The organism is Pseudomonas frederiksbergensis (assembly GCF_017114915.1).
Classification (GTDB): domain Bacteria; phylum Pseudomonadota; class Gammaproteobacteria; order Pseudomonadales; family Pseudomonadaceae; genus Aquipseudomonas; species Aquipseudomonas frederiksbergensis_I.
Map to the genome: position 1 here is coordinate 100,410 of NZ_JAAUOE010000001.1, position 26,315 is coordinate 126,724.

Below are 26,315 nucleotides of genomic sequence, written 5' to 3' on the forward strand. Positions count from 1 at the left end.
GTACTGAGTTGGCGAACCGAGTGGCGGCTGGTGCAGTGAAGGTGCTTGTGCATCTGGCCGCGCCCGGTTTGATCCGGGGGTAGTGGGCGTCGGCGTGTTAGCCCTTGGAGTATTGGCCGAAGAAGGAGGTTTTGGTCGCATCGTGTCATTCCTTGACGATTAAAAAGTCCATTGCAAAAAAGTCGGTCAGTTTAGTTCAGTTCAGTGGTTGGGGCATTTCTCCAATGATCAGATGTTCTGCATTAATCGTGCGTGACGGATCGCTATCGATTGTCCAATGGCCCGTATCAGCGATGTACAAAATCTTTCCGGGAGTGGCATCCAGCAAGTGGATGTTTTGAATGTGGATTTCATTGTTCTCAAGTTCATCCCGTTGTTTATGATCTTGTATCAGCGCGACGATTGCCTGGGGCGAGGGACAGGCCAATGCATTGATGGCGTAGAGACCTATGACCTCAAACAAGGTATTGATTCGATATCGGTCTCCCGAGGAAACAACAACGTCGATCATTTCCAACGGCAGCGTCGGATCGCCACTGTCCGGCAGATGAAAATGAATGCTGCCGATCTTGAGCCGGTTGTTCTTTATCTCGAGCTGCCGGTGGGTGATTTTCTCTTCAAGATGTTGTGTGTAAATACACCAGGTTGAAGATCCCGAGGTATTGGCATCGGCCTGCGCCGTGGACAGTCGGATAACGCTATTGCTGGTCGGATAGATGTCATAAGAAGCGGACCGTCCTTCCAGCCAATAAGTCGCATTGTGTTCGGCTGTCTGAAAGTCGATTCGTTGCGGCGTGGTCTTTAATGTGCGTTTTTCGACAGAGGGTTTTACAAAGATGTACTGGCCTGCACGCTCACGCAGCGAGGCGCGACTGTCAACAACGTTGTAGCCGGTGTTCTGCGCATCATCGAGGTATGAGTGGCGGGGGAAGTCGAGGTGATAAGAAATACCGTCCCGCATCACCAGGATGAAGGAATGATTCATCTTCCAGCCGGAGGCCAGAATGCCGGCGCCCATGTCGCTTTTTTTGCCCGGATTTTCGATCACTCCCCTGTGCAGTGAGAGGAGCCCGCCACCCTGCACGAAGGTGATGGTGAAATGAACATTCGTGTAACTGAGTACTGTGAATGCATTTGCCTCGACGGCCTCCACCACGTAAATGGCTCTGACTTCGTCGATCTCTGTGCTGTCGAAGTCGACATACAGCGTGCTGCGGGTTTCTTTGTCATTCTGTGCGGCCACAAGGATTGTGTGGTGGCTTTCGCGGGAAACGTAGTAAAACGAGTGCGCTTTGGCCGGGATGGCGCGAGGGCGGTTATAAAGCGGCACAGGAGGCGTTTTCGCCAGGCCGGCGGCGATGACGCAGATGCTCAGCTGCAGGTCGGTCAGGTCCGGCGTTTCGGCAGGCCATGCAGGCTGCAGGTGGTAGCCGTCCAGGGTGATGAATATCCATTTGTCGTTGCGCAGCCGGCGTTTGCCATTGAGCGTCTGATACACCGCCTCGATGATCAGCTCCCGTTGTGGTACCTGTGGGTCATCATCGCGCAGTGACTCGATCACCAACGCATTGTCACGGATGCGCCAGCTCTGAATGGCTTCGAGCGTCACACCGAGGTAGACCTTGCTTTGCTCCTGACCATCTTCGGTAATGGAGACGCTGAGGCTACGTGAATCGAGGTAATAATCGTCGCTTCCGCTGCCGCCATCGACGATGCAATGGGTTCCGCGTATCGAAATCTGGTCATCGCCCGCGCCTGCATGGATCCGGTCGTCACCATTGGCGGTGATCAGGTCTGCCTGGTCCGAGCCCGTGACCCGGTTGGCCGCGCCGGCCAGTGTCTCGACTTTTTCGATGGATTCAATGGTCGAGTGCTGTACGGGTTCTACGGAAGAGTCCGCAGAGAGCAAACCCAGCTTGCCATTCTTAAGGTTGACGTCGAAGCCGACATAGGGCGGGTTCGACTCCTTGTCTTCGCGCTTGTTTAGACCTTGCAGCCATAGCAGGTCGGTGCCGGGGCCGCCTTGCAGGTGGCTGGTTCGATGCGGGGCGGGTGTGGAGGCGAGTGCTTCGGTTGCAGCCTGAAACAGAAACGAATCGTCCTTGCTACCACCGCTCAGGATTTTTTTACCGGCGCCATAGCCGAAGTGATTCGGCTTGTCTCGTACGCCCCGCACGGTGTCGTTGCCGCCCCCCAGATTCCAGAAGATCCCTTTGGCGGGATTGCTCTGACCGGTGATGATGCTTGAGTCGCCAATCGGTAAGCCGTCCCGGGCATCGTAGGTATCATCGGTTTCGTTGATGACGGGCTGGTTGACCGTGGTATAGGGCGACTCGCCCTTGGCCTCATCCCATTGATATCTATAGATCCGGGTGGGCTGCATCTTGATTTCGAACCGACCGCTTACCACCGCCTCGACACTGTCCTTGAGTTCGTTGTCGAGCCAGCTGATGCTCTTGGTTTTCAACGCCTTGGCATAGTCGCTGTAGGTTTTGGCGACGGTAAAGCGTTCCATGAGCTCCTTGTCCTGGTCCTGCCCGGTAAAGGCAAACCAGCCCGCGCGCCAGCGCTCGTTCACGCTCAGCTCGATGTAATCGTCGAGGTCGTCGACCACCCGTGCGGCGCCGTAGATTCTCGCCCCGACAATCAGGATGGCGGCGGCGGCGATGCCCACCGGGCCGGCGGCCTGGAAACCCATCAGCGCCGCGCAGCCAAGCGCAAGGGACAGCGTTCCACTGAATACGCTCAGTCCGCCAGTGACATACAGATCCTGTGCTTCCTTGCCTTGGGCCTTGGCCGCGTCGCTGAAGGATTTGATGGCGGTATAAATGTCGAAGGGCAGCGTGAGTACGCTGGCGATCAACCCCGCACCCCGGCACAGCCACTTACCCATGGTGGTCATGCAGAATTGCTCGAAGGCCATGGCGCCGTGGCGAATCATCTTTTCACCGGTCCTGGTCAGGGCGTACTCCAGGCCCAGCGAACCGATTTCCGCTGCACCTCCACCCACATTGATGAGGGCTTCGCCCAATTGCCCTTTCTTGAGCGCATCGATCGCGCCTGTGTAAGCGCAGTACAACCCGTAAGCCTGCAGCCCCGCGCCCATGCTGGTCATCCCGCGACTCTTGGCCTTGTCCACCCAGCTCGGCAAATGCTCGGGCAGCGGATCTTTATGGATGTCCAGGCGCTGTGTGGCGTTGAGCAGGCGGGTGATCTTGTTCATCGGTGCAGCGCAGGCGTGCGCAGGCATTTCGCGTATTAACGAGGCTGCGTCGGGAGAGCGAAGTGTGACGAGCTCATACAGCAATGTCGGGACAAGTTGGCTTTGCTGTGGGTTGGCTGAGTTGATTCGCTGTTCGACCAGAAGCGGATCAAACTCCAGAGCATCGAAGAACGCCTGATCGGGTTCGGAAAAGTAAGTGTTGGCCGCAGAGATGGCCTCTCCATTGAGCTGGCCACCCAACGCCTGAAGCGCCTGGCGACTGACGGTGAATTCGCCGACTCGAATGGGGCCGAACAGTTTGTCCAGATCCAAAAGGTTGGGAGTCCTGCCTGCGGGCGGGGAAGTGCTGGCCTCGGCTGGATTCGGCTGGGGGGGAATGTCGGATATTTTAACGGTTGCTGTCAGATAATTACTCTGGCTTGTTTCAGTTGATAGTGTTGTCAAAGTTATTGCTCTTTTGGAAGTGCGTTATCAGGTGTTGATGAGGGAATGTGTCATGAGGTACCTGTTGGATTCATGTATTTTTACTTTTCCAATTGTGTTGTTGTGTTTTGTATAAAGTTGTCGGGTGTCGGTTGTTGTGTCTTGCCTGTTTTCCAATTAGCGTGAGATGTAACTCGGCAATAGGCGGGTTTATTTTTTTTACGCAAAGGAGTGCGTTGTGACGATTTATGAAGATGAGTGGGCTTTTTGGGATGACATCGCTGGGCGGTATGTTTTAAAGAACGCCAATACCGATCCGAATACTGGAAATATCATTGAGGCCGCAGGTTTTTACGCTGATGCCATGGTGGTGGAACGCCGCAAGCGCAGACGAGCGAAAGTGCCGACGGTCAGCCACGAAAGCATGGAGTGATAAAAGTCTATGGAAAGTAATAGTAAGGGGTTTGCCGCTAATCTTTATGTCAACGGATTGCCCGTTGTATTGAATCAGCAGCGCCTTAAGGCACGTTTGCGCAATGTGCGCATCACTCAGCGTGAGCGACTGGATGTTGAAGTGGCTCTGGCCAGCGATGAAGGAACAGAGTTCCTGACGTTGGCCGATCACGAAAGCGACAAGCCACTATTGTTTAAGTTTATTCCTCAGGGTGAAAGTTATTCGGTCATGGTGGCGTTAAGGGGGGGCTATGATGGGGCCTATCTGGCAATCAAACCTGAGGCCCGCCAACTTGTAGTCCGTAAAGGTTTCCCCGGGAAAGGATTTTCCATCGTCAAACACGGCGCAGAGAAAGCCTGGTTCAGCGATCTGAACGCCAAGCCGAGCTATGTGTACTTGCGCAATGAGGAGAGCGCAGGGGTTCTCTATCTGGCCAATGATAAGGGAAGGCTGCATTTCAAGGATGTCGATCCCAACACCTCCAGCCATGACGCGTACAACAACAGCCCGGTGACCTTTGTAATCAAGACCGTCGACAAACCAAATAAGTGATGAAGAGAGCCCACCGCCAATTGGCCAGCGGCGGTGGGCATTTCGTCGGCGGGTTTGATATCAGTATGCATACCGCAACATTGCGTGAGGCAGATGGCGCAGGGCAAAGAACCCGACCAGCGCCAGCAATGCCGGAAGAATCAGCCACCAGACCTTGAACGGCATGCCGTTGAGCGGCGTCTGGCGCTGACTCAGCCACAGGCTGGCCGCACAGACGCACGCGGCCAGCATCGCACCGGCAAGAACATCCGTTGGCCAGTGCGCCCCCAGATACACTCGCGACAAGGCAATCGTCAGTGCTGGCAAGCAGCCCACCAATAACCAGGTCAGGCGCATTCGCGGTGGTTGCCCGCGGCCAGCCAGCACCGCGAGCGTCAGGAACAGCGCGAAAGAGCCCGAGGCATGGCCGCTGGGCATGCTGTAGCTGGTCAATGGATCACTCAGCACTTCCGGGCGCACGCGGGCGAAAAAGTGCTTGGTCGCGGTGTTGCCCAGCGCGGTGAAAAACAAAGTGTCGCCAGCGAAGATTGCATGGCGCCATTGGCGAGTGAGCAACAGCAAGGCGGTCAGCAGGGCGCTGAGCATAAACATGTTGCGGAATTCGCCGATCAGCGTGAACACCACCGCCACTTCATCGAGCATCGGGCTGCGGTGTTCCTGCACCAGAGCCATCAACCCTTGGTCGAGGGCGGTCAGGTGCGGATAGCCGATGAACAGGCCGATCAGGATTAGCAGACTCATGCTGCTGATCCAGACCGTTGCCCGGCGATGGCGGCGCAGGCTGCTGTTGGCGCTGAGGCCGACCATCACCGCAATGCTGCCGGCGACGATCCCTGCCTGCAGCCAGAAACCTTCCGGCAGCGGCAGGCGAATCGCCGCCCCGGTGGCCCAGCCCGGCAGCAGGTAGGCGAGGCTCCAGCCCGCAGCGGCCAACAGGCTGACGACGGCGAAGCGCGGGAATGGCATATCGCACATCCCGGCGACCATCGGCAGCATCGGTCGTAACGGGCCGATGAAACGTCCGACCAACAGGCTGGCAATGCCATAACGCTGGAAATAGGCCTCGGCCCCGACCATCCATTCCGGATGATGGCGCAACCCCGGCAGGCGCCGGATGTTCTGGTGGAAATGCCGTCCCAAATAATACGAAACGATGTCGCCCAACACGCCGCCGAGAAAACCCAGCAGCAGCGTTTCACCCAGCGACAGCGCGCCACTGCCGGCCAGCACCGACACCGCAAACAACAACACCGTGCCGGGCACGACAAGCCCGGCAATCGCCAGGCATTCCACACAAGCGACTATGAACACCGCCACGGCCAGCCACTGCGGATTGACCGTCAGCCAACCGGTCACGCTATCGAGCCATAGGCCCATAAAAATAACTCCATCGTATTGATTGAATCTATGTAGGGGCGATTGTGTTCACAGCAAAAAATAATCGCGACCTTCGACTTGCCCACGTCGCAGCGGGTTACGAGTGCAATAGGCGGCATAAGCCGCATCGACGAAACGGTACATCAAATGTTCGTCGCGCCCGTGGGGAATGCCCAGGCGTGTGGTCTGGATGATATGGCCGGGTGCCGGTCCGATGTCTTCCACCAGCAGCACTTCATGGTCGAAGCGCTTGGCATCCCAGACGGGCACCTTCAATCCCAGTGCCTTGCACAGCAATGTCTGCCCGGCACACAGCTTTTGTGAGGGACGAGGGCGACCCTGAGCATCGGGATTGTTCAGCAGCATCTGCGCCAGGCTCGCCGGCCCGCTCAGTTCATCGACCCATGGATAGGCGGATTTGATCAGCACCGCATTGCCCGGACCTTGAGCACTGAAGTTCAGGGAATCGCCGCCGCGGGCGTAGTACATATAAATGTGGCCACCATCCAGAAACAAAGCCTTACGCTTTTCTGTGTAACCCAGGGAGGCGTGGCTGCCTTTTTCTTCGCAGTAATAGGCCTCGGTCTCGATGATCCGGGCGCTGAGCCACAGGTCGTCGACCCGATGACGGATGATTTTGCCCAGTAAATCCCGGGCCAGGGTTTGGGCGTCGCGGTCGAAAAACGCATCCGGCAACGCCTTGGGTGGGCGCATATCGGACGCACGGACAGTCAGGTTGGTCATGATGAACAGCGTTTATCAGGGCTGATTGAGTCGTGATCATAACAATATGGAACTTAATCCCGGCTGAACATCGGCAAATTGCTCCCCATTTCGACCATCCGCCCGTCACCGCTGTTAGTCGGGAGACGCGACAGCTATAATCTGCCGCTTTCCTCTTTACCAAGACCACAGCAGACCATGACTGAGTCCGTTCTTGACTATATGACCCGCCTGGGTCGCGCCGCCCGCGAAGCTTCCCGCGTGATCGGCCGCGCCAGCACCGCGCAGAAAAACCGCGCCTTGCAGGCGGCGGCCAATGCGCTGGACGCCTCTCGCGCCGAGCTGACCGCAGCCAATGAGCAGGATTTGGCCGCCGGTCGCGCCAATGGTCTTGAGCCTGCCCTGCTGGAGCGTCTGGCACTGACCCCGGCGCGCATCGACGGCATGATCGTCGGTTTGCGTCAGGTCGCGGCACTGCCGGACCCGGTCGGTGCAATCCGTGACATGAGTTATCGGCCATCGGGCATTCAGGTCGGCAAGATGCGCGTGCCGTTGGGCGTGATCGGGATCATCTACGAGTCGCGGCCGAACGTGACCATCGATGCCGCCAGCCTGTGCCTGAAGTCCGGCAACGCGACCATCCTGCGTGGCGGCTCCGAGGCCATTCATTCCAACCGCGCCATCGCCGCCTGCATCCAGCGTGGCCTGGCCGAGGCCGGTCTGCCGGCCGCCGTGGTGCAAGTGGTCGAAACCACCGACCGTGCCGCCGTTGGCGCGCTGATCACCATGCCCGAATACGTCGACGTCATCGTGCCCCGGGGCGGCCGTGGCCTGATCGAACGGATCAGCCGCGATGCCCGCGTGCCCGTCATCAAGCACCTGGACGGCATCTGTCACGTCTACGTCGCCGCCCACGCCGATCTGCCGAAAGCCCAGCGCATTGCGTTCAACGCCAAGACTTACCGTTATGGCATCTGCGGCGCCATGGAAACCCTGTTGGTCGATCTAGCCGTTGCCAAAGAGTTTCTGCCGGCGATGGCTGCCCAGTTCCGCGAAAAAGGCGTCGAACTGCGCGGTTGCGAGCGCACCCGGGCGATCATCGAGGCCGTCGCGGCCACTGAAGAAGACTGGACTACCGAATACCTGGCGCCGATCCTCTCGATCCGCGTGGTCGACGGGCTGGATCAGGCCATCGAGCACATTAATAAGAACGGCTCCCATCACACCGACTCGATCGTCAGTGAAAACCTGGCCGACACCCGGCGTTTCGTGGCTGAAGTCGATTCGTCCTCGGTGATGATCAACACCCCGACGTGCTTCGCCGATGGCTTCGAATACGGATTGGGTGCCGAGATTGGCATTTCTACTGATAAGCTGCACGCCCGCGGCCCGGTGGGCCTCGAAGGTCTGACCTGCGAGAAGTACATCGTGGTCGGTGACGGACAGTTGCGCGGCCAGGAGTCGCTCTGACTTGGGCGACCTCGATCCGTCTGCCCCAGTGACCGCCAGCGAGCCCCGGCCTCGACGCATTGGCGTACTGGGCGGGACTTTCGACCCGGTGCACATCGGCCATCTGCGCGGCGCGCTGGAAGTCGCCGAATCGCTGACGCTCGATGAGTTGCGTCTGACGCCCAGTGCCAGGCCGCCCCATCGTGGCACGCCACAGGTGTCGGCGAAGGACCGTCTGGCGATGGTCAAGTGCGCGGTGGCCGGTGTGCCGCCGTTGGTGGTGGACGCTCGCGAATTGCAGCGGGACAAACCGTCCTACACCATCGACACCCTGGAACTGATGCGCACCGAACTTGCCGCTTCAGACCAGGTTTTTCTACTTTTGGGCTGGGACGCATTTTGCGGCCTGCCCACTTGGCACCGCTGGGAAGAGTTGCTCCAGCATTGCCACATCCTGGTGCTGCAACGCCCGGATGCCGACAGCGAACCGCCGGATGCCTTGCGCAACCTGCTGGCAGCGCGTTCGGTGAACGACCCGCTGGCCCTCAAAGGGCCGAGCGGACAGATTGCATTCGTCTGGCAGACACCGCTCGCGGTATCCGCCACCCAGATCCGTCAACTGCTGGCCAGCGGTAAGTCGGTACGTTTCCTGGTGCCCGACGCGGTCCTGGCCTACATCGATGCGCACGGGCTTTACCGTGCGTCGAACTGAAAAAGGGCGCGCTTCAAGGCACGTGAATGCGTGTATCGAAGCGCCCGAACATACGAGCAAAACGAGTTTTATATGACTGACAAAGACGTAAGCAAAGTAAAGCGCAAGGGCACATTCAAGAGCGCCCCGCTGCCAGTAGAAGCGCCAACTGGCGCGCCACTGGCCGGCGAAGAGCTGGTCAAGGTTGCCGTAGCGGCCCTGGAAGACGTCAAGGCCCAGGACATTCAGGTGATCGACGTTCGTGAAAAGCAGAGCATCACTGACTACATGATCATCGCCACCGGTACGTCCAACCGCCAGATCGGCGCGATGCTGGACAAGGTCCGCGAAGCGGTCAAGGCCCGGGGCGTCAAGCCGCTGGGTGAAGAAGGCAAGGGCGACAGCGACTGGGTGTTGCTGGATATGGACGACGTCATCGTGCACATGATGACCGCCTCGGCTCGTCAGTTTTACGACCTGGAACGCCTGTGGGCCGGCGCCGAGCAAAGCCGTTCGGCCAGCGCTGCACACCACAGCCCCGAGAACACCCATGAGCATTTCACCAAGCTCAACAAAGACCAGCAATAAGGGACCGCTGTGCGACTGCGACTGATCGCCGTCGGTTCACGCATGCCCAAGTGGGTGGAAGAAGGCTGGCATGAATATGCCAAGCGTCTTCCGTCCGAGCTGGCGTTGGAACTGGTGGAAATTCCGCTCAACACCCGCGGCAAGAACGCCGACGTGGCGCGCTTTATCCGTCAGGAGGGCGAAGCCATGCTGGCCAAGGTCGGCCCGAATGAGCGCATTGTCACCCTCGAAGTCCACGGCAAGCCCTGGAGCACCGAGCAACTGGCAGTCGAACTCGATCGCTGGCGGCTGGACTCGCGCACGGTGAATTTCATGGTCGGCGGCCCCGAGGGGCTGGCGCCGGAAGTCTGTGCCCGGGCGGATCAACGCTGGTCGTTGTCACCGTTGACGTTGCCGCATCCGCTGGTGCGGATTCTGATCGGCGAACAGCTGTATCGTGCCTGGACAGTGTTGTCCGGCCACCCTTACCACAAGTAGTTCTGCCCTCATGTCCCAGCCGATCCGCATCAAGGACCACGAAAAAGACGCCCGTCTGGTGCGTGGTCGCGTCGTGTTCGGGGCCATTGCGGTGGTGGCGCTGATTGGCGTGCTGATCGCGCGGCTGTATTTTCTCCAGGTGATCCAGTACGAGTATCACTCGACCCTGTCGGAAAACAACCGCGTTCATGTGCAGCCGATTCCGCCGACTCGCGGGCTGATTTTCGACCGCAACGGCGTAGTGGTGGCCGACAACCGGCCCAGCTTCAGCCTGAGCATGACCCGCGAACGCTCCGGCGACTGGCAGCAAGTGCTCGACGTGATCGTCGAAGTGCTGGAGCTGACGCCCGAGGACCGGGTGATCTTCGAGAAACGCATGCGCCAGGGGCGCCGACCGTTCGAGCCGGTGCCGATCCTGTTCGAGCTGACTGAAGAGCAGATCGCCCGCATCGCGGTGAACCAGTTCCGTCTGCCCGGTGTGGAAGTGGTCGCGCAACTGGTACGGCATTACCCGCAGGGCGCGCACTTTGCGCACTCGGTGGGATATATGGGGCGGATCAACGAGAAAGAGCTCAAGTCTCTGGACCCGGTGAGTTACAGCGGCACCCATCAAATTGGCAAAACCGGCATCGAGCGCTTCTACGAGCCCGAATTGCACGGCCAGGTCGGTTACGAAGAAGTCGAGACCAACGCCCGTGGCCGCGTGCTGCGGGTACTCAAACGTACCGAACCGATTTCCGGCAAGGACATCGTCCTGAGCCTGGACATCAAATTGCAGGAAGCCGCCGAAGCCGCGCTGGGCGGTCGCCGTGGCGCGGTGGTGGCGCTGGACCCGAAGACTGGCGAAGTGCTGGCGATGGTCAGCCAGCCGAGTTTCGACCCGAACCTGTTCGTCACGGGCATCAGTTTCAAGGCCTATTCCGAGCTGCGTGACTCCATCGACCGGCCACTGTTCAACCGCGTGCTGCGCGGTCTGTACCCGCCGGGTTCGACCATCAAGCCGGCGGTGGCGATTGCCGGTCTGGACGCGGGCGTGGTCACGGCGTCGAGCCGTGTGTTCGACCCGGGCTACTACATGCTGCCCAACTACGATCACAAGTACCGCAACTGGAACCGTACCGGTGACGGCTTTGTCGATCTGGACACGGCGATCATGCGTTCCAACGACACCTACTTCTATGATCTGGCGCACAAGCTGGGGATCGATCGGTTGTCGGCCTACATGAGCAAATTCGGCATCGGCCAGAAGGTCTCCCTGGACATGTTCGAAGAGTCGCCGGGGCTGATGCCGACCCGGGAATGGAAGCGCGCGACCCGGCGTCAGGCCTGGTTTCCGGGCGAGACGCTGATTCTGGGGATCGGTCAAGGCTATATGCAGTCCACGCCGTTGCAACTGGCGCAAGCCACGGCGCTGGTGGCCAACAAGGGGGTGTGGAACCGGCCGCACCTGGCCAAGTCCCTCGACGGTGTGAAACCGGTGGATGAGAACCCGATGCCGGACATCATCCTGCGCGACCCGTCGGACTGGGCCAAGGTCAACCACGGCATGCAGCAGGTGATGCACGGTGCCCGTGGTACGGCGCGCAAGGCCTCGATTGGCGCTCAATACCGGATCGCCGGCAAGTCGGGTACGGCCCAGGTGGTCGCGATCAAGCAGGGCGAGAAGTACGACCGCTCCAAGGTTCAGGAGCGCCATCGCGACCACGCCCTGTTCGTCGGCTTCGCGCCGGCCGACAACCCGAAGATCGTGGTGTCGGTGATGGTGGAGAACGGCGAGTCCGGTTCCGGCGTCGCCGCACCGGTGGTGCGTCAAGTCATGGACGCCTGGCTCCTGGACCAGGACGGCCGACTGAAAGCCGAATACGCCAGCCCTATTAGTGCGGAGGCTACGGCCCGTGAAGAATAATTTCGATCGCATGCTCTCCAGCGAGGATGTGATGCGTCGCCGTGCGACGCTGTTGCAACGCCTGCACATCGACGGCCCGTTGCTGATCCTGCTGCTGACCCTCGCCGCCGGCAGCCTGTTCGTGCTGTATTCGGCCAGTGGCAAGAGCTGGGACCTGCTGGCCAAGCAAGCCACTTCCTTCGGCATCGGCCTGGTATCGATGATCGTCATCGCCCAGTTCGAGCCGCGTTTCATGGCGCGCTGGGTGCCGCTCGGTTATGTGGTCGGCGTGATCTTGCTGGTGGTGGTGGACGTCATGGGTCACAACGCTATGGGGGCTACCCGCTGGATCAACATCCCCGGGGTGATCCGCTTCCAGCCCTCGGAATTCATGAAGATCCTGATGCCGGCGACCATCGCCTGGTACCTGGCCAAGCGCTCCTTGCCGCCACAGCTCAAGCATGTCGGGATCAGCCTGGTGCTGATCGGCATCCCGTTCATTCTGATCGTGCGTCAGCCGGACCTTGGCACCTCGCTGCTGATTCTCGCCGGGGGCGCGTTCGTGCTGTTCATGGGCGGCCTGCGCTGGCGCTGGATCATCAGTGTGATCGCCGCCGCCGTGCCGGTGTCCGTGGCGATGTGGTTCTTCATCATGCACGACTATCAAAAGCAGCGAATCCTGACCTTCCTCGACCCGGAGAGCGATCCGCTGGGCACGGGCTGGAACATCATTCAGTCGAAAGCGGCCATCGGCTCCGGCGGTGTGTTCGGCAAAGGCTGGTTGCTCGGTACTCAGTCGCATCTGGATTTCCTGCCGGAAAGCCACACCGACTTCATCATTGCGGTCCTGGGCGAAGAGTTCGGCCTGGTGGGCATCTGCGCACTGTTGCTGATTTACCTGCTGTTAATCGGCCGCGGGCTGGTGATTACCGCCCAGGCCCAGACATTGTTCGGCAAATTGCTCGCGGGCAGCCTGACCATGACGTTTTTTGTTTACGTTTTCGTCAACATCGGTATGGTCAGTGGCCTGTTGCCGGTGGTAGGGGTGCCGTTGCCGTTCATTAGCTACGGAGGAACTTCGCTGGTGACGCTACTGTCAGCGTTTGGGGTTTTGATGTCGATCCATACCCATCGCAAGTGGATTGCACAGGTTTGAATAAGGTGAAGATTTCAATGCAAGTAATGCGTGGCTGGGCGACTCGATGCGCACCATGGGTCGGCCTGGTAAGCATCCTTGGCAGCGTGCAGCAAGCGTTGGCTGGCGATTACGAAGGCTCACCCCAGGTGGCCGAGTTCGTCGGTGAAATGACCCGCGACTACGGCTTTGCCGGTGAACAGCTGATGGGCGTGTTCCGCGAAGCCGAGCGCAAACAGACGATTCTGGACGCGATCTCCAAACCCGCCGAACGGGTCAAGCAGTGGAAAGAATATCGCCCGATGTTCATCACCGATGCGCGCATCGCCCGTGGCGTGGACTTCTGGCGTCAGCACGAGGCAGTACTGGCCCGTGCCGAGCAGGAATATGGCGTGCCAGCGCAAGTGATCGTCTCGATCATCGGCGTCGAGACCTTTTTCGGCCGTAATACCGGAAACTATCGGGTGGTCGACGCCTTGTCGACCCTGGGTTTCGACTATCCTCCCCGTGCCGAATTCTTCCGCAAGGAATTGCGTGAATTCCTGCTGCTGGCCCGTGAAGAGCAGGTCGACCCGTTGACCCTCAAAGGCTCCTACGCCGGGGCGATGGGCTTGCCGCAGTTCATGCCGAGCAGTTTTCGCGCCTATGCGGTGGATTTCGACGGTGATGGCCACATTAATATCTGGACCAACCCGGAGGATGCCATCGGCAGCGTCGCCAGTTATTTCAAGCGTCACGGCTGGGTCGCCGGCGAACCTGTGGTCAGCCGCGCCGATGTGCGTGGCGATCAGGTGGACGAAGGGCTGACCGCAGGCATCGAACCGACGAAAACCGTCGGGGAGTTGCGGGCGCTGGGCTGGTCGAGTCATGATGCGCTGCGCGATGATATGCCGGTCACGGCTTTCCGCCTGGAAGGTGACAATGGCCCCGAATACTGGATGGGCCTGACGAATTTTTACGCGATTACGCGTTATAACCGCAGCGTGATGTACGCCATGGCCGTACATCAGCTGTCTGAACAGCTGGTCCAAGCACGGGGCGTCAAGTAATGCGGGCATTGCCTATGAATAAACCCCTGAAGCTCATGGCATTCGCCGCGCTGGCGGTGCTGGTCGCCAGTTGCTCGACCAGCCGCTCGCCGACTCAAAAGTCTTCCACCGCCGTTCGTTCGACCCCCGGCCTGGATATCAACCGGGCCCACAAGGATGGCGCACCCTGGTGGGACGTCGACGTAACGCGCATCCCGGATGCCACGCCGACCCTGCACAGCGGTCCTTACAAAGCCAACCCGTACACCGTATTGGGCAAGACTTACTTCCCGCTGCAGGAATCCAGGACCTACGTCGCGTCGGGCACGGCGTCCTGGTACGGCACCAAATTCCACGGCCAGAACACCGCCAATGGCGAGGTTTACGACCTGTACGGCATGAGTGCCGCGCACAAGACCTTGCCACTGCCCAGTTACGTTCGGGTGACCAACCTGGACAACAACAAAACCGTGATCCTGCGGGTCAACGACCGCGGACCGTTCTACTCTGACCGCATCATCGACTTGTCCTACGCGGCCGCCAAGAAGCTCGGCTACGCTGAAACCGGCACGGCGCGGGTCAAGGTCGAAGGCATCGACCCGCAGCAATGGTGGGCAGCCAAAGGCCGTCCGGCACCTTTAATGCTTAACGAGCCGAAAATTGCGCAAAATGGCGCCCCGGTGATTACGGCATCGGCCGGCACCGTCGAGCAATGGACGCCACCGCCGCAGCAACATGCCGCGGCCGTTGTGCCCGTGCAGATCGATGCAAAAAAAAACGCTTCTGTACCAGCCTCTGGCCAGTATCTGCAGGTGGGCGCGTTCGCCAACCCGGACGCTGCAGAACTCCTGAGATCGAAGCTCAGCGGGATGGTGAGCGCGCCGGTGTTCATCAGCTCGATCGTGCGTAACCAACAGACACTGCATCGGGTTCGCATGGGGCCGATCGGCTCGCCGGGTGAAATCCAGCAGGTGCAGAACAGCGTGCGACTGGCCAATCTCGGCTCGCCGAGCCTGGTCAGCGCCGAGTAACACGTAGTACTTGATTGACGGTTCGTTTGCGGTTTGGGGGGCGAACCGGGTTGTTGGCTCGTTGAAGAACAAAAGCCCGGCAAGGGTTACAGAGTGAGCAACTGAACACGCGACAGCTTTTGAAAAGCTGTCTGATTAGTTTTGCCCGCGAGGGCAGTTTCCATTAGCGATTTCGAGAGACGGATGAACATCACCACCTTTGCCAAACGCCTGTGCCTGCTAGTCCCGCTGCTCCTCTCGCCCGCGGCTTTCGCGGCCGAGATGATGCCGTCGCCACCGCAATTGGCCGCCAAGGCCTACGTACTCATGGACGCCAGCAGCGGCAACGTGCTGGTAGAGAACAACGGTGACCAGCGTCTGCCTCCGGCCAGCCTGACCAAGCTGATGACCGCGTACATCGCGACCCTGGAAATCCGTCGGGGCCAGATCGGCGAAAACGATCCGGTGACCGTCAGCGAGAACGCCTGGCGCACCGGCGGTTCGCGGATGTTCATCAAGGTCGGCTCGCAAGTCACTGTCAGCGACCTGCTGCACGGCATCATCATTCAGTCGGGCAACGACGCCAGTGTTGCGCTGGCCGAGCACATCGCCGGCAGCGAGGACGCGTTCGCTGACCTGATGAACAAGACCGTTGCTGACCTGGGCATGACCAATACCCACTTCATGAACCCGACCGGCCTGCCGAACCCGGAGCACTACTCCTCGGCTCACGACATGGCCGTGCTGGCTCGCGCGATCATCCACGAAGACCCGGCTCACTACGCGATCTACTCGCAGAAAGAGTTCTTCTGGAACGGGATCAAGCAGCCTAACCGCAACCTGCTGCTGTGGCGCGACAAAACCGTCGACGGTCTGAAAACCGGTCATACCGACGAAGCCGGCTACTGCATGGTGTCTTCGGCCGTGCGTGATGGCATGCGCCTGATCGCCGTGGTGTTCGGCACCAACAGCGAAGTGGCCCGTGCCGCCGAAACCCAGAAGCTGCTGACTTACGGTTTCCGCTTCTTCGAAACCCAGACCTTCTATCAGAAAGGCGCCGAGCTGGCTCAGGCACCTGTCTGGAAAGGCACCACCAATCAAGTCAAGGCCGGCCTGGCTCAAGACCTGACCATGACCCTGCCCAAAGGCCAGCTGAAAAAGCTCGCTGCCAGCATGACCATGAACCCGCAACTGATCGCACCCATCGCCAAGGGCGACGTGATCGGTAAAGTCGAAGTGAAACTGGACGACAAAGTGGTGCACAGCGCCGACCTGATCGCTCTGGACGCCGTCGACGAGGGTGGTATCTTGCGCCGCATGTGGGATAGCATCCGTCTATTCTTCTACGGCTTGTTCAACTGAATTAGTGTGGACCTGCATGGCCCCGCTCCAATCCAGAGCGGGGACATGTCCGTTGCCACGGCTTACGAGGCCGTTACGTCATGACAGACACCGAAGTAAAGGCGCCAACGATCGAATTTCCCTGCGCGGATTACCCGATCAAGGTAATCGGCGATACCGGCGTGGGTTTCAAGGACAAGATCATCGCGATCCTTGAGAAACACGCGACCGTTGACCACAACACCTTTGCCGAACGGCAGAGTACCAACGGCAAGTACACGACTATCCAGTTGCACATCATCGCCACCGGCCAGGAACAGCTGTACGACATCAACAGCGAGTTGCGGGCCACCGGCTTCGTGCACATGGTGCTGTGATGCCTGGCACGCTGGGCTTTCGCGAGCTCGGCCAGATGGCTTACGAGCCGGTCTGGCATGCCATGCAACGCTTCACCAACGAGCGGGGCAGCGATGCCGCCGACGAGATCTGGCTGGTGGAACACCCGCCGGTGTTCACTCAGGGGCAGGCCGGCAAGGCTGAACACCTGCTGCTGCCGGGAGATATTCCGGTGGTGAAGGTCGACCGCGGTGGCCAGGTGACTTACCACGGTCCGGGCCAGTTGGTGGCCTACCTGTTGCTGGATGTCCGCAAGCTGGGGTTCGGCGTGCGTGACCTGGTCAGTCGCATGGAGCAATGCCTGATCGAGCTGCTGGCCAGCTACGGCGTGACCGCGGTGGCCAAGCCGGATGCGCCGGGTGTCTATGTCGACGGCGCGAAAATCGCGTCCCTGGGTCTGCGGATCCGCCACGGTTGTTCCTTTCATGGCCTGGCCCTGAACGTGGACATGAACCTGGAACCGTTTCGACGGATTAATCCCTGCGGCTACGCCGGGCTGGCGATGACCCAGCTGCGCGATCACGCAGGACCGATTGAATTTGCCGAGGTAAGTGCCCGGCTGCGCGCGCAGCTCGTCAAACACCTCGACTATGCTGAGCAGACGACCCTAACGGGCGGAATCGACTGATATGACTACTGATGCAGTGCAAACCATGATCCCGACGCTCGATGTCACCGAGCGTCCGGCCCCGCGTGCCAAGGTTGAAGCCGGCGTCAAGCTGCGCGGCGCCGAGAAGGTTGCACGCATCCCGGTGAAGATCATCCCGACTACCGAACTGCCGAAGAAGCCTGACTGGATTCGCGTGCGCATCCCGGTTTCCCCGGAGGTCGACCGCATCAAGAGCCTGCTGCGCAAACACAAGCTGCACAGCGTTTGCGAAGAAGCGTCCTGCCCGAACCTGGGCGAGTGCTTCTCCGGCGGCACCGCGACCTTCATGATCATGGGCGACATCTGCACCCGTCGCTGCCCGTTCTGCGACGTTGGCCACGGCCGTCCGAAGCCATTGGACGTGAACGAACCGCAAAGCCTGGCCATTGCCATCGCCGACCTGAAACTCAAGTACGTGGTTATCACTTCGGTAGACCGCGACGACCTGCGTGACGGCGGTGCCCAGCACTTTGCCGACTGTATCCGCGAAATCCGCAAGCTGTCGCCGAACGTGCAGCTCGAGACCCTGGTCCCGGACTACCGTGGCCGCATGGACATCGCGCTGCAAATCACCGCCGCCGAGCCGCCGGATGTGTTCAACCACAACCTGGAAACCGTGCCGCGCCTGTACAAGGCTGCGCGTCCGGGGTCGGATTACCAGTGGTCGCTGACCCTGCTGCAACGCTTCAAGCAAATGATGCCGCACATTCCGACCAAGTCCGGCTTGATGCTGGGCCTGGGCGAAACCGACGAAGAAGTCATCGAAGTCATGAAGCGCATGCGCGAACACGACATCGACATGCTGACCCTGGGCCAGTACCTGCAACCGTCCCGCAGCCACTTGCCGGTCCAGCGCTTCGTGCACCCGGACACCTTCGCCTGGTTTGCCGAGGAAGGTTACAAGATGGGCTTCAAGAACGTCGCGTCCGGCCCGCTGGTACGTTCCTCGTACCACGCCGACGAGCAGGCGAAGCTGGTCAAGGCCGAGTTGATGTCGTCCTGATTGCACTGTGAGAAAAAGAACACGCCCGCAAGGCTTTGAAGGCCTTGCGGGCGTTTTCATTGGCGGTGCCCACATCCACTTCAGTCTTTTCCTGCAAGCCGTGGTGCGACTGACCCTCTTTTGTTTATTTCCGTTCCTGACTACTGTGTGCTGAAGCGTTCACAGGGAGAATCATGGATGACTGCTCGACCGACCCACACCCTTTGTCCCCACGCTCCCGTTCCGGCCTTGCCGTCACAAGGGATGATAGGCGTGATTGCGCCTGCAGGCCCCGCAGCCCTGGACACCGATAAAGCCATTGCCTGGATGCGCGCTCGCGGCTATTCGCTGCGTGTGTTTCCCGGTGTTTACGAGAAAGACGGCTACCTGGCTGGCAGCGACGATGTGCGGCTCAATGACTTGCACGCGGCATTCGCCGACAGTGAGGTCGATGCCATCATCTGCCTGCGTGGCGGATACGGTACGCCGCGTTTGCTCGATCGCATCGATTTCGAATTGCTGCGTAACAACGCCAAGCCGTTCATCGGCTACAGCGACGTCACTGCGCTGCATCTGGCCATCAGCCGTTACGCAGGCTTCGTGACGTTTCACGGCCCGATGCTCAATGCCGACCTGCTGGGTGACAAACAAAAACCCACGGAGTCCGCGTTCTTCAACATGCTGCGTGGTCACGTAATGGCGGACAGCGTGCTGGCACATCCGGTAGCCTACCCATTGACGACCCTCTCGCCGGGCATCGCTCACGGGCGTTTGCTGGGGGGCAATCTGTCGATGATCGCCGCGACCATGGGCACGCCTTACGAGATCGATGCCGAGGGCGCCATCCTGTTCATCGAAGACATCAACGAGCCGCTGTATCGCATTGACCGGCTGCTGACTCATCTGCGCCTGGCCGGCACGTTGCACAAGCTGCGTGGGGTTCTGGTGGGGGATGTGGCGGGTGTGGACGCGGTCGCGCTGGAGGGGTTGCTCAAGCAGACCTTCGCGCCGTTGCGGATACCCGTGCTGGCCGGATGGCGCAGTGGGCATTGCGACCCGAACCTGACGCTGCCGATGGGGGCGCTGGTCAGGCTGGATGCGGGGAACAAGGTGTTGGTGTTGGAGCAGGATGTGGTGATCAGGTAACAACAGATCGCAAAAAAAATCGCAGCCTTGGCTGCGATTTTTTTTTTGCTTTTAGCGGTTACGCAAACCTTCGAGTAACTTGTGCGTCGGGTAACCATCCGCTGGCCAGCCAAAGAACTGCTGGGCGGCGCGGATCGCTTTGCGGGTATTGGCGCCAATGATGCCGTCGGCGGTGCCTGCATCGTAGTTCCGGGCGCTCAGCAGGGTTTGCAGCTCGATCCTCTCGGTACGGCTCAGCGGCAAATCATCTTTTGGCCATAGACCGTTGATCAGGCCGCCGCCATTGAAACGCTCGGACAACAGGCTCACGCCCAAGGCGTAGGACGAAGAGTTGTTGTACTTGAGGATCGCCCGGAAGTTATCGAGGACCAGGAACGCCGGGCCGCGATAGCCTGCCGGAAGCAGCAGGGCGGCTGACAGGTGTTCGGAACCGGCCGGAACCCGGCCACCATTGGGTAGGGTGACCCCCAGTTGCTGCCACTCGGCGACGCTCTTGCGAATCGCGCCATCGGCCAGGACGTAATTGAAGCCACTCGGCAGCTGTACTTCAAAGCCCCAGGGCTGGCCTTTCTGCCAGCCCGAGCTTTGCAGGTAGTGCGCCGTCGAGGCCAGCGCGTCAGCGGAGCTACCCCAGATGTCGCGTCGGCCATCGCCGTCAAAATCCACGGCGTGGGTGTTGTAGGTAGTCGGGATGAACTGAGTCTGGCCCATGGCGCCAGCCCAGGAGCCGAGCATTTTTTCCGGTTCGATATCGCCTTGTTGCAGGATTTGCAGGGCGGCGATCAGTTGCGCATGGGCAAAGCCCGGGCGTCGGCCTTCATAAGCCAGGGTCGCCAGGGAGTTGATCACCGATTTGTTGCCCTGGAACTGACCGAAATTACTCTCCATGCCCCATACCGCGACCAGTGCCTGACGGTCGACGCCGTAGCGCTGTTCGATGCTTTGCAGGATGTCGGCGTACTGAATGACCAGCGCCTGACCTTTGCGCACCCGCAGCGGTGACAGCGCGCCATCAAGGTACTCCCACACCGGACGAGTGAATTCCGGCTGGCTGCGGTCGGCACGGATCACGCTGGCGTCCAGGCTGACATTGGCAAAAGCGCGATCGAACAGTTCGGCGCGAATGCCGGCGGCGAGGGCATCTTTGCGAAAACCCGCCTGCCATTCGGCGAAGGTCTGGGTGGGCAGGATGTCGAGATTTTCACCGGACGGAACCACCGGCGCAATGATCGCAGGGGCCGTCGCAACGGTGCGGGTCTGAAGCGGCTGGGCGTCGGCGGCGGTGGGTTTCTCCGCGCAGGCGACAAGCAGAACGAGGCTGGAGGCAGCTATCAATTGGCGAAGGTGCCAACGACGGGAAAGACAAAGGGGCATGCACGGGTCCAGAGGATACGAATCAGGTGCAGACCTTAACATGTTGAGCGATGGCTTGCCTTTCAGGCCGCCAGAAAGTAAGAAGCCTCCCAGCTATTAGACTGGAAGGCTTCGCGGCGGTAGCTGCCTTTGCCCTTGCCGGCTCGTTCCTGACGGCTGCGGAACAGTGGCTGGGCGATGATGGATTTGGCCTTGTTGGGGCCATGCTTCGATGGCTTTTTGCTCATGACGATTTCTCGCAAGTGAGTGGGTTTTTGCGGGGGGAATAATCTGCCGAAGTAGGGATTCTGTCTAGTCCCCACATTGTGTAGGACCTTTCGGACGTCTTCGCGGGCAAGCCTCGCTCCTACAGAGTATCGGAGACCTGTAGGAGCGAGGCTTGCCCGCGAATGGCCGTTATGCGGTCAAAAATACTACTCGGCAGGCAACGACAACCTTTGTCCAGCCATCAACAACGTCAACCGGCTCAAACTCATCCACGGCGAACCCGCCGCCTGGCCCTTGATCTGCGCGTCGATACGCTGTGCTTCGAGCAGCAACTGCGCCCAGCGTTGCGCCGAGTAGCGTTGCAGCGCCTTGCTCATCAGCGGTTTGCGCTTGTCCCAGATCGGCGGCCGGGCCTGGCTGAAGGCTTTGTCCAGCGGCACGCCCTGGCTGTATTGCAGCGACAGGTTGGCCAGCAGGCGCAGTTCACGGGCCAGCGCCCAGAGAATCACCGGCGGTTCGACGCCTTCGCCGCGTAGCCCTTCGAGCATGCGCAGGGCGTGAGCGGCTTCGCCGTTGAGGATCGCGTCAGTCAAGCCGAAGACATCGAAGCGCGCGCTGTCGGCCACCGCCGCTTGCACGGTTTCAACCGTGATCTGGCCACCTTCGGCCATCAGCTTGAGCTTTTCGATTTCCTGGGCGGCCGCCAGCAGGTTGCCTTCGACCCGAGCGGCGATCAATTCAACGGCGTCGTGGCTGGCAGACAGCCCGGCCTGGGACAGTCGTTGACGGATCCAGCTCGGCAACTGGTTAGTGTCCACCGGCCAGATCTGCACGAACTGGGTCTGCGGACCTTCAACCAGCGCCTTACCCCATTTGGTTTTCTGCGCACTGCCATCGAGCTTGGGCAGGCTGATCAACAGCAGCGTGTCTTCTGCCGGGCGCGAGCAGTACTCGATGAGCGCGGCGGCGCCTTTGTCGCCGGGTTTGCCGGAGGGCAGACGCAGTTCCAGAAGGCGTTTTTCAGCGAACAGCGACATGCTGGCACCGGCCTGCAGCAGCGTACCCCAGTCGAAACTGGCGTCGGCGGCGAAGACCTGGCGTTCATCGAAACCTTGTTGGCGGGCTGCCGCGCGAATGGCGTCGGCGGCTTCCTGGCACAGCAGCGGGTCATCGCCACTGATGACGTAGACCGGCGCGAGGGTGCCTTGCAGGTGTTTGCCGAGTTGAGCGGGGGCGAGTTTCATAGGAAGAGGCGAACGGGGCGCCTGAGCGCCCCGTAAGGCTTACTGCTGCGGCAGTTCGACAGGCGACTGACGCGGCGTCTGCGCTTCAGTCTTCTGCGCCGCTTCCAGCGCGGCGGCTTCAGCCTTGGCCCTGGCGTCGGCGGTCTGTTGCAACTGTTCCAGCTGAGTCGGAGTCAGCTGTTGCAGGCGCAGCATCATGCGTTGTACCAGTTCACGACGAATCTCGCGGCGGGCATCGTTGGCTTCCTGGTCGGAACCTACCAGGTTGTTGCCGTCGTGGATGAACACCTTCTGCACTTCAAGCTTGTCGCTCAGCAGTGGCAGGTTACCCTGACCACGGATGTCGTAATTGAGCACGGTGTTCACCTGGTACTCGCCAGTACGGCCGGCACCGGCATAGCTGAGAATGCGCTGATTTTCCTGCTCGTCAGTCAAGTGCAGCTTGTAAGGCGCACCGCTGTAAACCTTGACGCCGCTGCTTTCCAGCACCTGACGCAGTTGCGTCACGGTTTCGCCGTAGGCATTGCGGGCGCTCAGGTCGAGTTCCTTGATCGCCAGTTCAGTGGTGCCGGTGCCGCGCAGCTGGAATCCGCAGGCGCTCAGCAGGACTGCAAGGCCCATCACCAGCAAATTGCGTTTGATCATCTTGTTGCTCCCCTTGAAACCATGTGGGCCGGTCAAGCGGCCCGAAAGGTTTTACTCGGCGCCAGGCTCGTCTGGCGCCCGATCCAATTCAGCTGGCGACGATATTGACCAGTTTCCCGGGCACTACGATCACTTTGCGAATAGTCAGGCCATCGACGAAGCGCAGGACGTTTTCGTTGGCCCGTGCGGCGGCTTCGACTTCTTCGCGGCTGGCGCTGGCCGGCATTTCGATGTGGCCGCGCAGCTTGCCATTCACTTGGATGACCAGTTGCAGGCTGTCCTGTACCAGGGCGCTTTCGTCCAGCACCGGCCAACCGGCGTCGATCACCGGGTCGGCGTGACCCAGGCGATGCCACAGCTCATGGCTGATGTGCGGGGTGATCGGCGCCAGCAGCAAGACCACGGTTTCCAGGCCTTCGTGAATCAGGGCGCGATCCTGCTCGGTGCCTTGCGGGGCTTTTTCCAGCACGTTCATCAGCGTCATCACCTGGGCGATGGCGGTGTTGAATTTGTGGTTCTGGCCGACGTCGTGGCTGGCCTGCTTGATGGCCTGGTGGATCGAACGGCGAATGGCTTTCTGCTCGTCGTTCAGGCTGGCGACATCCAGTTTGCCCGGCAGGCCCTGAGTCACGTGCGCTTGAGCCAGACGCCAGACGCGCTTGAGGAAACGATGCGATCCTTCGACGCCGGAGTCGGACCATTCCGCGCTCATGTCAGGTGGCGAGGCGAACATCATGAACAGGCGGCAGGTGTCTGCGCCGAACTGGTCAATCATCGACTGCGGGTCAACGCCGTTGTTCTTTGACTTGGCCATCTTCTCGGTGCCGCCGATTTCCACCGGCAGGCCGTCGGCGATCAGCTTGGCGCTGATGACCTTGGCCTTGCTGTCGCGTTCGAGTTCGACGTCCGCCGGGTTGAACCAGGTGTAAGCACCGTTGGCTTCGCGACGATAGTAAGTCTCGGCGATCACCATGCCTTGGGTCAGCAGGTTTTTGAACGGCTCGTTGGAGCTCACCAGGCCTTCGTCGCGCATCAGCTTGTGGAAGAAGCGCGCGTAGAGCAGGTGAAGAATGGCGTGTTCGATACCGCCGATGTACTGATCCACCGGCAACCAGTGGTCGGCCGCCGATTTTTCCACCAGGCCGCCTTCATAGTGCGGCGAGGCGTAGCGGGCGTAGTACCACGACGACTCGACGAAGGTGTCCATGGTGTCGGTTTCACGTTTGGCAGGCTGGCCGCATTTCGGGCAGCTGCACTCGTAGAACTCGGGCATGCGCGCCAATGGCGAACCGGCGCCGTCCGGTACGACGTCTTCCGGCAGCACGACAGGCAGTTGATCTTCCGGGACCGGCACATCACCGCAGCTATCGCAGTGGATGATCGGAATCGGGCAGCCCCAGTAGCGCTGACGGCTGATGCCCCAGTCGCGCAGGCGGAACTGGGTGCGCGAGGCGCCGAGGTTTTTCTTGATCAGTGCGACTTCGATGGCGTCGAAAGCGCCTGCGAAGTCGAGGCCGTCGAACTCGCCGGAGTTGATCAGCGTGCCGTACTCGCCGTAAGCGTCCTGCCAGGGGGCCGGATTGGTGTCACCTGCGCTGGTGCGCACCACGGATTTGATCGGCAGGTTGTACTTGGTGGCGAACTCGAAATCGCGCTCGTCGTGGGCCGGAACCGCCATGACCGCGCCATCGCCGTAGTGCATCAGCACATAGTTGGCGACCCATACCGGAAGTTTCTCACCGGTCAGCGGGTGCTCGACGAACAGCGAGGTCGGCAGGCCTTTTTTCTCTTGAGTGGCGACGTCGGCTTCGGCGACGCTGCCGCCCTTGCATTCAGCGATGAACGCTTGCAGCTCAGGGTTGTTCTGCGCGGCCAGGGCAGCCAGAGGGTGTTCGGCGGCCACGGCAACGTAGGTCGCGCCCATCAGGGTGTCCGGACGGGTGGTGAAGACTTTCAATGCGCCAGCTTCGCCGATGGAAGCGACGTCGTATGGGAACTGTACTTCCATGCCACGGGATTTGCCGATCCAGTTGCGCTGCATGGTCTTGACCTGTTCAGGCCAGCCCGTCAGTTCGTCGAGGCTCTCCAGCAGCTCATCCGCGTAAGCGGTGATCTTGAAGTAGTACATCGGGATTTCGCGCTTCTCGATCAGCGCGCCGGAACGCCAGCCGCGACCGTCGATCACTTGCTCGTTGGCCAGAACGGTCTGGTCGACCGGGTCCCAGTTCACGGTGCCGCTTTTCTTGTAAATCACGCCTTTTTCGAACAGGCGAGTGAACAGCCATTGTTCCCAGCGGTAGTAATCGGGCTTGCAGGTGGTCACTTCGCGGGACCAGTCCACCGCCAGGCCCAGGCTGCGCAGCTGGCTTTTCATGTACGCGATGTTTTCGTAGGTCCACTTGGCGGGCGCTACGTTGTTCTTCATCGCGGCGTTTTCCGCCGGCATGCCGAAGGCGTCCCAACCCATGGGTTGCAGGACGTTCTTGCCTTGCATGCGCTGGTAGCGGGAGATCACGTCGCCGATGGTGTAGTTGCGCACGTGCCCCATGTGTAGCTTGCCGCTGGGGTAAGGGAACATCGACAGGCAGTAGTAGGTCTCCTTGCCTGGCTGTTCACTGACTTCAAAGGACTTTTGCTCGTCCCAGAACGACTGGGCGGCGGCTTCGATTTCACGGGGCTGATATTGTTCGTGCATGGCTACTTTTGAACTGAATAGGGGTGGCCTAATCCTCTTCAATGCAACGCTGGACGGTGATGACGCCAAATTGGCGTTTCGCTGCCCAGGCGAGCTGGAAGTGGAGTTACAGGAAGCGCCGTAGCATACATGACCGCGCTCTACCGAGGGAAACCCTGATTACACGCAAGGGCGCGGCCAATACCCACCTCGAGGGCCGTTGGTCGCGGCGCTCAGCCGGTTTTTTCAGCGAAGCTAAGCTCTAAAAGGGGAGTGAGTCTTATCTTCAATGAGGTGATGGATGGTTGATTCACAGCAAAAAGCTACAAAACCGGAGCTGTACGAAAGACTGATCGACCGTCTCGCAATGGCCCTGGACGCGGCCAAAACCGCTGGACGGCTTCGCGACGAGCGTCCCCAGGAGCTGGAACTGCGTGGTTTGACCCCCGCAGAGTTTGAACTGGTCAAGGCCTATCTGGACCGCAGTGAACGTGAAACGCACGGATGCTTATCAGCAGCAGTGAAGCAACTCGAAGCACCACGTACGGCCAAGATCATCTGGCTCAAGGATAAGGCACCCGGCGGAGGCGCGGTAAAGGTCCGGTCTCTGCAGTTCAAGTAAGGACACTTGAAACCATGGCA

24 protein-coding genes are annotated in these 26,315 nt (G+C 60.2%); 16 read left to right on the plus strand and 8 right to left on the minus strand.

Annotated features, from left to right (window positions below):
* Positions 1 to 196 precede the first annotated feature (196 nt).
* Positions 197 to 3,535: a calcium-binding protein gene (locus tag HCU66_RS00545; RefSeq protein ID WP_241015312.1), complete on the minus strand. Its 3,339-nt coding sequence runs from the start codon at positions 3,533 to 3,535 to the stop codon at positions 197 to 199.
* A gap of 349 nt (positions 3,536 to 3,884) precedes the next feature.
* Here HCU66_RS00545 and HCU66_RS00550 point away from each other — a divergent pair, with 349 nt between their 5' ends.
* Entirely contained in the window at positions 3,885 to 4,079 is a 195-nt protein-coding gene (locus HCU66_RS00550) for a hypothetical protein (protein ID WP_205886534.1), read from the plus strand.
* A gap of 9 nt (positions 4,080 to 4,088) precedes the next feature.
* Positions 4,089 to 4,652, plus strand: a complete 564-nt coding sequence (locus tag HCU66_RS00555) for a hypothetical protein (protein ID WP_205886535.1) — start codon at positions 4,089 to 4,091, stop codon at positions 4,650 to 4,652.
* Between the two features lie 60 nt (positions 4,653 to 4,712).
* Here the strand turns inward: HCU66_RS00555 and HCU66_RS00560 are convergent, their stop codons facing one another.
* Together HCU66_RS00560 and HCU66_RS00565 are read right to left on the minus strand one after the other, a co-directional pair.
* Complete coding sequence (locus HCU66_RS00560; RefSeq protein WP_205886536.1) at positions 4,713 to 6,029, minus strand: bifunctional DedA family/phosphatase PAP2 family protein; 1,317 nt, start codon at positions 6,027 to 6,029, stop codon at positions 4,713 to 4,715.
* Between the two features lie 48 nt (positions 6,030 to 6,077).
* Complete coding sequence (locus tag HCU66_RS00565) at positions 6,078 to 6,773, minus strand: DNA-3-methyladenine glycosylase (RefSeq protein ID WP_205886537.1); 696 nt, start codon at positions 6,771 to 6,773, stop codon at positions 6,078 to 6,080.
* A gap of 177 nt (positions 6,774 to 6,950) precedes the next feature.
* Between HCU66_RS00565 and HCU66_RS00570 the strand changes: the two genes are divergently transcribed.
* From HCU66_RS00570 to HCU66_RS00630, 13 genes are all read left to right on the plus strand, one after another.
* Entirely contained in the window at positions 6,951 to 8,222 is a 1,272-nt protein-coding gene (locus HCU66_RS00570; protein ID WP_205886538.1) for a glutamate-5-semialdehyde dehydrogenase, read from the plus strand.
* Position 8,223: 1 nt separating this feature from the next.
* On the plus strand, positions 8,224 to 8,913 hold the full coding sequence (gene nadD / locus HCU66_RS00575) for a nicotinate-nucleotide adenylyltransferase (RefSeq protein ID WP_205886539.1): 690 nt from the start codon (positions 8,224 to 8,226) through the stop codon (positions 8,911 to 8,913).
* A 72-nt stretch (positions 8,914 to 8,985) separates the two neighbouring features.
* The gene (gene rsfS / locus HCU66_RS00580) at positions 8,986 to 9,480 is read left to right on the plus strand and encodes a ribosome silencing factor (protein ID WP_205886540.1); all 495 of its coding nucleotides are present in this window, start codon (positions 8,986 to 8,988) and stop codon (positions 9,478 to 9,480) included.
* A 9-nt stretch (positions 9,481 to 9,489) separates the two neighbouring features.
* Positions 9,490 to 9,957 (plus strand): 23S rRNA (pseudouridine(1915)-N(3))-methyltransferase RlmH, encoded by a 468-nt coding sequence (gene rlmH / locus HCU66_RS00585; protein ID WP_003185785.1) that lies wholly within the window; start codon positions 9,490 to 9,492, stop codon positions 9,955 to 9,957.
* A 10-nt stretch (positions 9,958 to 9,967) separates the two neighbouring features.
* Complete coding sequence (gene mrdA / locus HCU66_RS00590; protein ID WP_205886541.1) at positions 9,968 to 11,863, plus strand: penicillin-binding protein 2; 1,896 nt, start codon at positions 9,968 to 9,970, stop codon at positions 11,861 to 11,863.
* Between the two features lie 31 nt (positions 11,864 to 11,894).
* Positions 11,895 to 12,998: a rod shape-determining protein RodA gene (rodA, locus tag HCU66_RS00595; protein WP_205886701.1), complete on the plus strand. Its 1,104-nt coding sequence runs from the start codon at positions 11,895 to 11,897 to the stop codon at positions 12,996 to 12,998.
* 17 nt (positions 12,999 to 13,015) lie between these two features.
* Positions 13,016 to 14,026, plus strand: coding sequence for a lytic murein transglycosylase B (gene mltB / locus HCU66_RS00600; RefSeq protein ID WP_205886542.1), 1,011 nt, complete (start codon positions 13,016 to 13,018; stop codon positions 14,024 to 14,026).
* The gene (locus HCU66_RS00605; RefSeq protein ID WP_205886543.1) at positions 14,026 to 15,036 is read left to right on the plus strand and encodes a septal ring lytic transglycosylase RlpA family protein; all 1,011 of its coding nucleotides are present in this window, start codon (positions 14,026 to 14,028) and stop codon (positions 15,034 to 15,036) included. Before mltB ends, HCU66_RS00605 begins: the two co-directional genes overlap by 1 nt.
* A gap of 183 nt (positions 15,037 to 15,219) precedes the next feature.
* Positions 15,220 to 16,377, plus strand: a complete 1,158-nt coding sequence (locus tag HCU66_RS00610; protein ID WP_205886544.1) for a D-alanyl-D-alanine carboxypeptidase family protein — start codon at positions 15,220 to 15,222, stop codon at positions 16,375 to 16,377.
* Between the two features lie 80 nt (positions 16,378 to 16,457).
* On the plus strand, positions 16,458 to 16,733 hold the full coding sequence (locus HCU66_RS00615) for a DUF493 domain-containing protein (RefSeq protein ID WP_205886545.1): 276 nt from the start codon (positions 16,458 to 16,460) through the stop codon (positions 16,731 to 16,733).
* Complete coding sequence (gene lipB / locus HCU66_RS00620; RefSeq protein WP_205886546.1) at positions 16,733 to 17,380, plus strand: lipoyl(octanoyl) transferase LipB; 648 nt, start codon at positions 16,733 to 16,735, stop codon at positions 17,378 to 17,380. The genes HCU66_RS00615 and lipB overlap by 1 nt, the downstream gene beginning before the upstream one ends.
* 1 nt (position 17,381) lies before the next feature.
* Positions 17,382 to 18,404 (plus strand): lipoyl synthase, encoded by a 1,023-nt coding sequence (gene lipA / locus HCU66_RS00625; protein ID WP_420908032.1) that lies wholly within the window; start codon positions 17,382 to 17,384, stop codon positions 18,402 to 18,404.
* Positions 18,405 to 18,581: 177 nt separating this feature from the next.
* On the plus strand, positions 18,582 to 19,529 hold the full coding sequence (locus HCU66_RS00630; protein WP_205886547.1) for a S66 peptidase family protein: 948 nt from the start codon (positions 18,582 to 18,584) through the stop codon (positions 19,527 to 19,529).
* Positions 19,530 to 19,580: 51 nt separating this feature from the next.
* On the opposite strand, the gene HCU66_RS00635 is transcribed toward HCU66_RS00630, so the two are convergent.
* The 5 genes from HCU66_RS00635 to leuS all read right to left on the minus strand — a co-directional run bounded on the left by HCU66_RS00635 (position 19,581) and on the right by leuS (position 25,694).
* On the minus strand, positions 19,581 to 20,903 hold the full coding sequence (locus HCU66_RS00635; protein ID WP_205886548.1) for a lytic murein transglycosylase: 1,323 nt from the start codon (positions 20,901 to 20,903) through the stop codon (positions 19,581 to 19,583).
* Between the two features lie 62 nt (positions 20,904 to 20,965).
* Positions 20,966 to 21,130, minus strand: a complete 165-nt coding sequence (arfA, locus tag HCU66_RS00640; RefSeq protein WP_003176285.1) for an alternative ribosome rescue factor ArfA — start codon at positions 21,128 to 21,130, stop codon at positions 20,966 to 20,968.
* Positions 21,131 to 21,316: 186 nt separating this feature from the next.
* Entirely contained in the window at positions 21,317 to 22,354 is a 1,038-nt protein-coding gene (gene holA, locus HCU66_RS00645; RefSeq protein WP_205886549.1) for a DNA polymerase III subunit delta, read from the minus strand.
* Positions 22,355 to 22,393: 39 nt separating this feature from the next.
* Positions 22,394 to 22,999, minus strand: coding sequence for an LPS-assembly lipoprotein LptE (locus HCU66_RS00650; protein WP_205886550.1), 606 nt, complete (start codon positions 22,997 to 22,999; stop codon positions 22,394 to 22,396).
* An 88-nt stretch (positions 23,000 to 23,087) separates the two neighbouring features.
* Positions 23,088 to 25,694: a leucine--tRNA ligase gene (gene leuS, locus HCU66_RS00655; protein ID WP_205886551.1), complete on the minus strand. Its 2,607-nt coding sequence runs from the start codon at positions 25,692 to 25,694 to the stop codon at positions 23,088 to 23,090.
* Between the two features lie 280 nt (positions 25,695 to 25,974).
* Here leuS and HCU66_RS00660 point away from each other — a divergent pair, with 280 nt between their 5' ends.
* On the plus strand, positions 25,975 to 26,295 hold the full coding sequence (locus HCU66_RS00660; RefSeq protein ID WP_205886552.1) for a hypothetical protein: 321 nt from the start codon (positions 25,975 to 25,977) through the stop codon (positions 26,293 to 26,295).
* Positions 26,296 to 26,315 lie beyond the last annotated feature (20 nt).

Bases quoted from the DNA above. Each gene is read 5' to 3' on its own strand.
- HCU66_RS00555 (WP_205886535.1), top strand. From the start codon at position 4,089: ATGGAAAGTAATAGTAAGGGGTTTGCCGCTAATCTTTATGTCAACGGA.
- HCU66_RS00560 (WP_205886536.1), bottom strand. From the start codon at position 6,029: ATGGGCCTATGGCTCGATAGCGTGACCGGTTGGCTGACGGTCAATCCG.
- HCU66_RS00565 (WP_205886537.1), bottom strand. From the start codon at position 6,773: ATGACCAACCTGACTGTCCGTGCGTCCGATATGCGCCCACCCAAGGCG.
- HCU66_RS00570 (WP_205886538.1), top strand. From the start codon at position 6,951: ATGACTGAGTCCGTTCTTGACTATATGACCCGCCTGGGTCGCGCCGCC.
- rsfS (WP_205886540.1), top strand. From the start codon at position 8,986: ATGACTGACAAAGACGTAAGCAAAGTAAAGCGCAAGGGCACATTCAAG.
- mrdA (WP_205886541.1), top strand. From the start codon at position 9,968: ATGTCCCAGCCGATCCGCATCAAGGACCACGAAAAAGACGCCCGTCTG.
- rodA (WP_205886701.1), top strand. From the start codon at position 11,895: ATGCGTCGCCGTGCGACGCTGTTGCAACGCCTGCACATCGACGGCCCG.
- mltB (WP_205886542.1), top strand. From the start codon at position 13,016: ATGCAAGTAATGCGTGGCTGGGCGACTCGATGCGCACCATGGGTCGGC.
- HCU66_RS00605 (WP_205886543.1), top strand. From the start codon at position 14,026: ATGCGGGCATTGCCTATGAATAAACCCCTGAAGCTCATGGCATTCGCC.
- HCU66_RS00610 (WP_205886544.1), top strand. From the start codon at position 15,220: ATGAACATCACCACCTTTGCCAAACGCCTGTGCCTGCTAGTCCCGCTG.
- HCU66_RS00615 (WP_205886545.1), top strand. From the start codon at position 16,458: ATGACAGACACCGAAGTAAAGGCGCCAACGATCGAATTTCCCTGCGCG.
- lipB (WP_205886546.1), top strand. From the start codon at position 16,733: ATGCCTGGCACGCTGGGCTTTCGCGAGCTCGGCCAGATGGCTTACGAG.
- lipA (WP_420908032.1), top strand. From the start codon at position 17,382: ATGACTACTGATGCAGTGCAAACCATGATCCCGACGCTCGATGTCACC.
- HCU66_RS00630 (WP_205886547.1), top strand. From the start codon at position 18,582: ATGACTGCTCGACCGACCCACACCCTTTGTCCCCACGCTCCCGTTCCG.
- HCU66_RS00635 (WP_205886548.1), bottom strand. From the start codon at position 20,903: ATGCCCCTTTGTCTTTCCCGTCGTTGGCACCTTCGCCAATTGATAGCT.
- arfA (WP_003176285.1), bottom strand. From the start codon at position 21,130: ATGAGCAAAAAGCCATCGAAGCATGGCCCCAACAAGGCCAAATCCATC.
- holA (WP_205886549.1), bottom strand. From the start codon at position 22,354: ATGAAACTCGCCCCCGCTCAACTCGGCAAACACCTGCAAGGCACCCTC.
- HCU66_RS00650 (WP_205886550.1), bottom strand. From the start codon at position 22,999: ATGATCAAACGCAATTTGCTGGTGATGGGCCTTGCAGTCCTGCTGAGC.
- leuS (WP_205886551.1), bottom strand. From the start codon at position 25,694: ATGCACGAACAATATCAGCCCCGTGAAATCGAAGCCGCCGCCCAGTCG.
- HCU66_RS00660 (WP_205886552.1), top strand. From the start codon at position 25,975: ATGGTTGATTCACAGCAAAAAGCTACAAAACCGGAGCTGTACGAAAGA.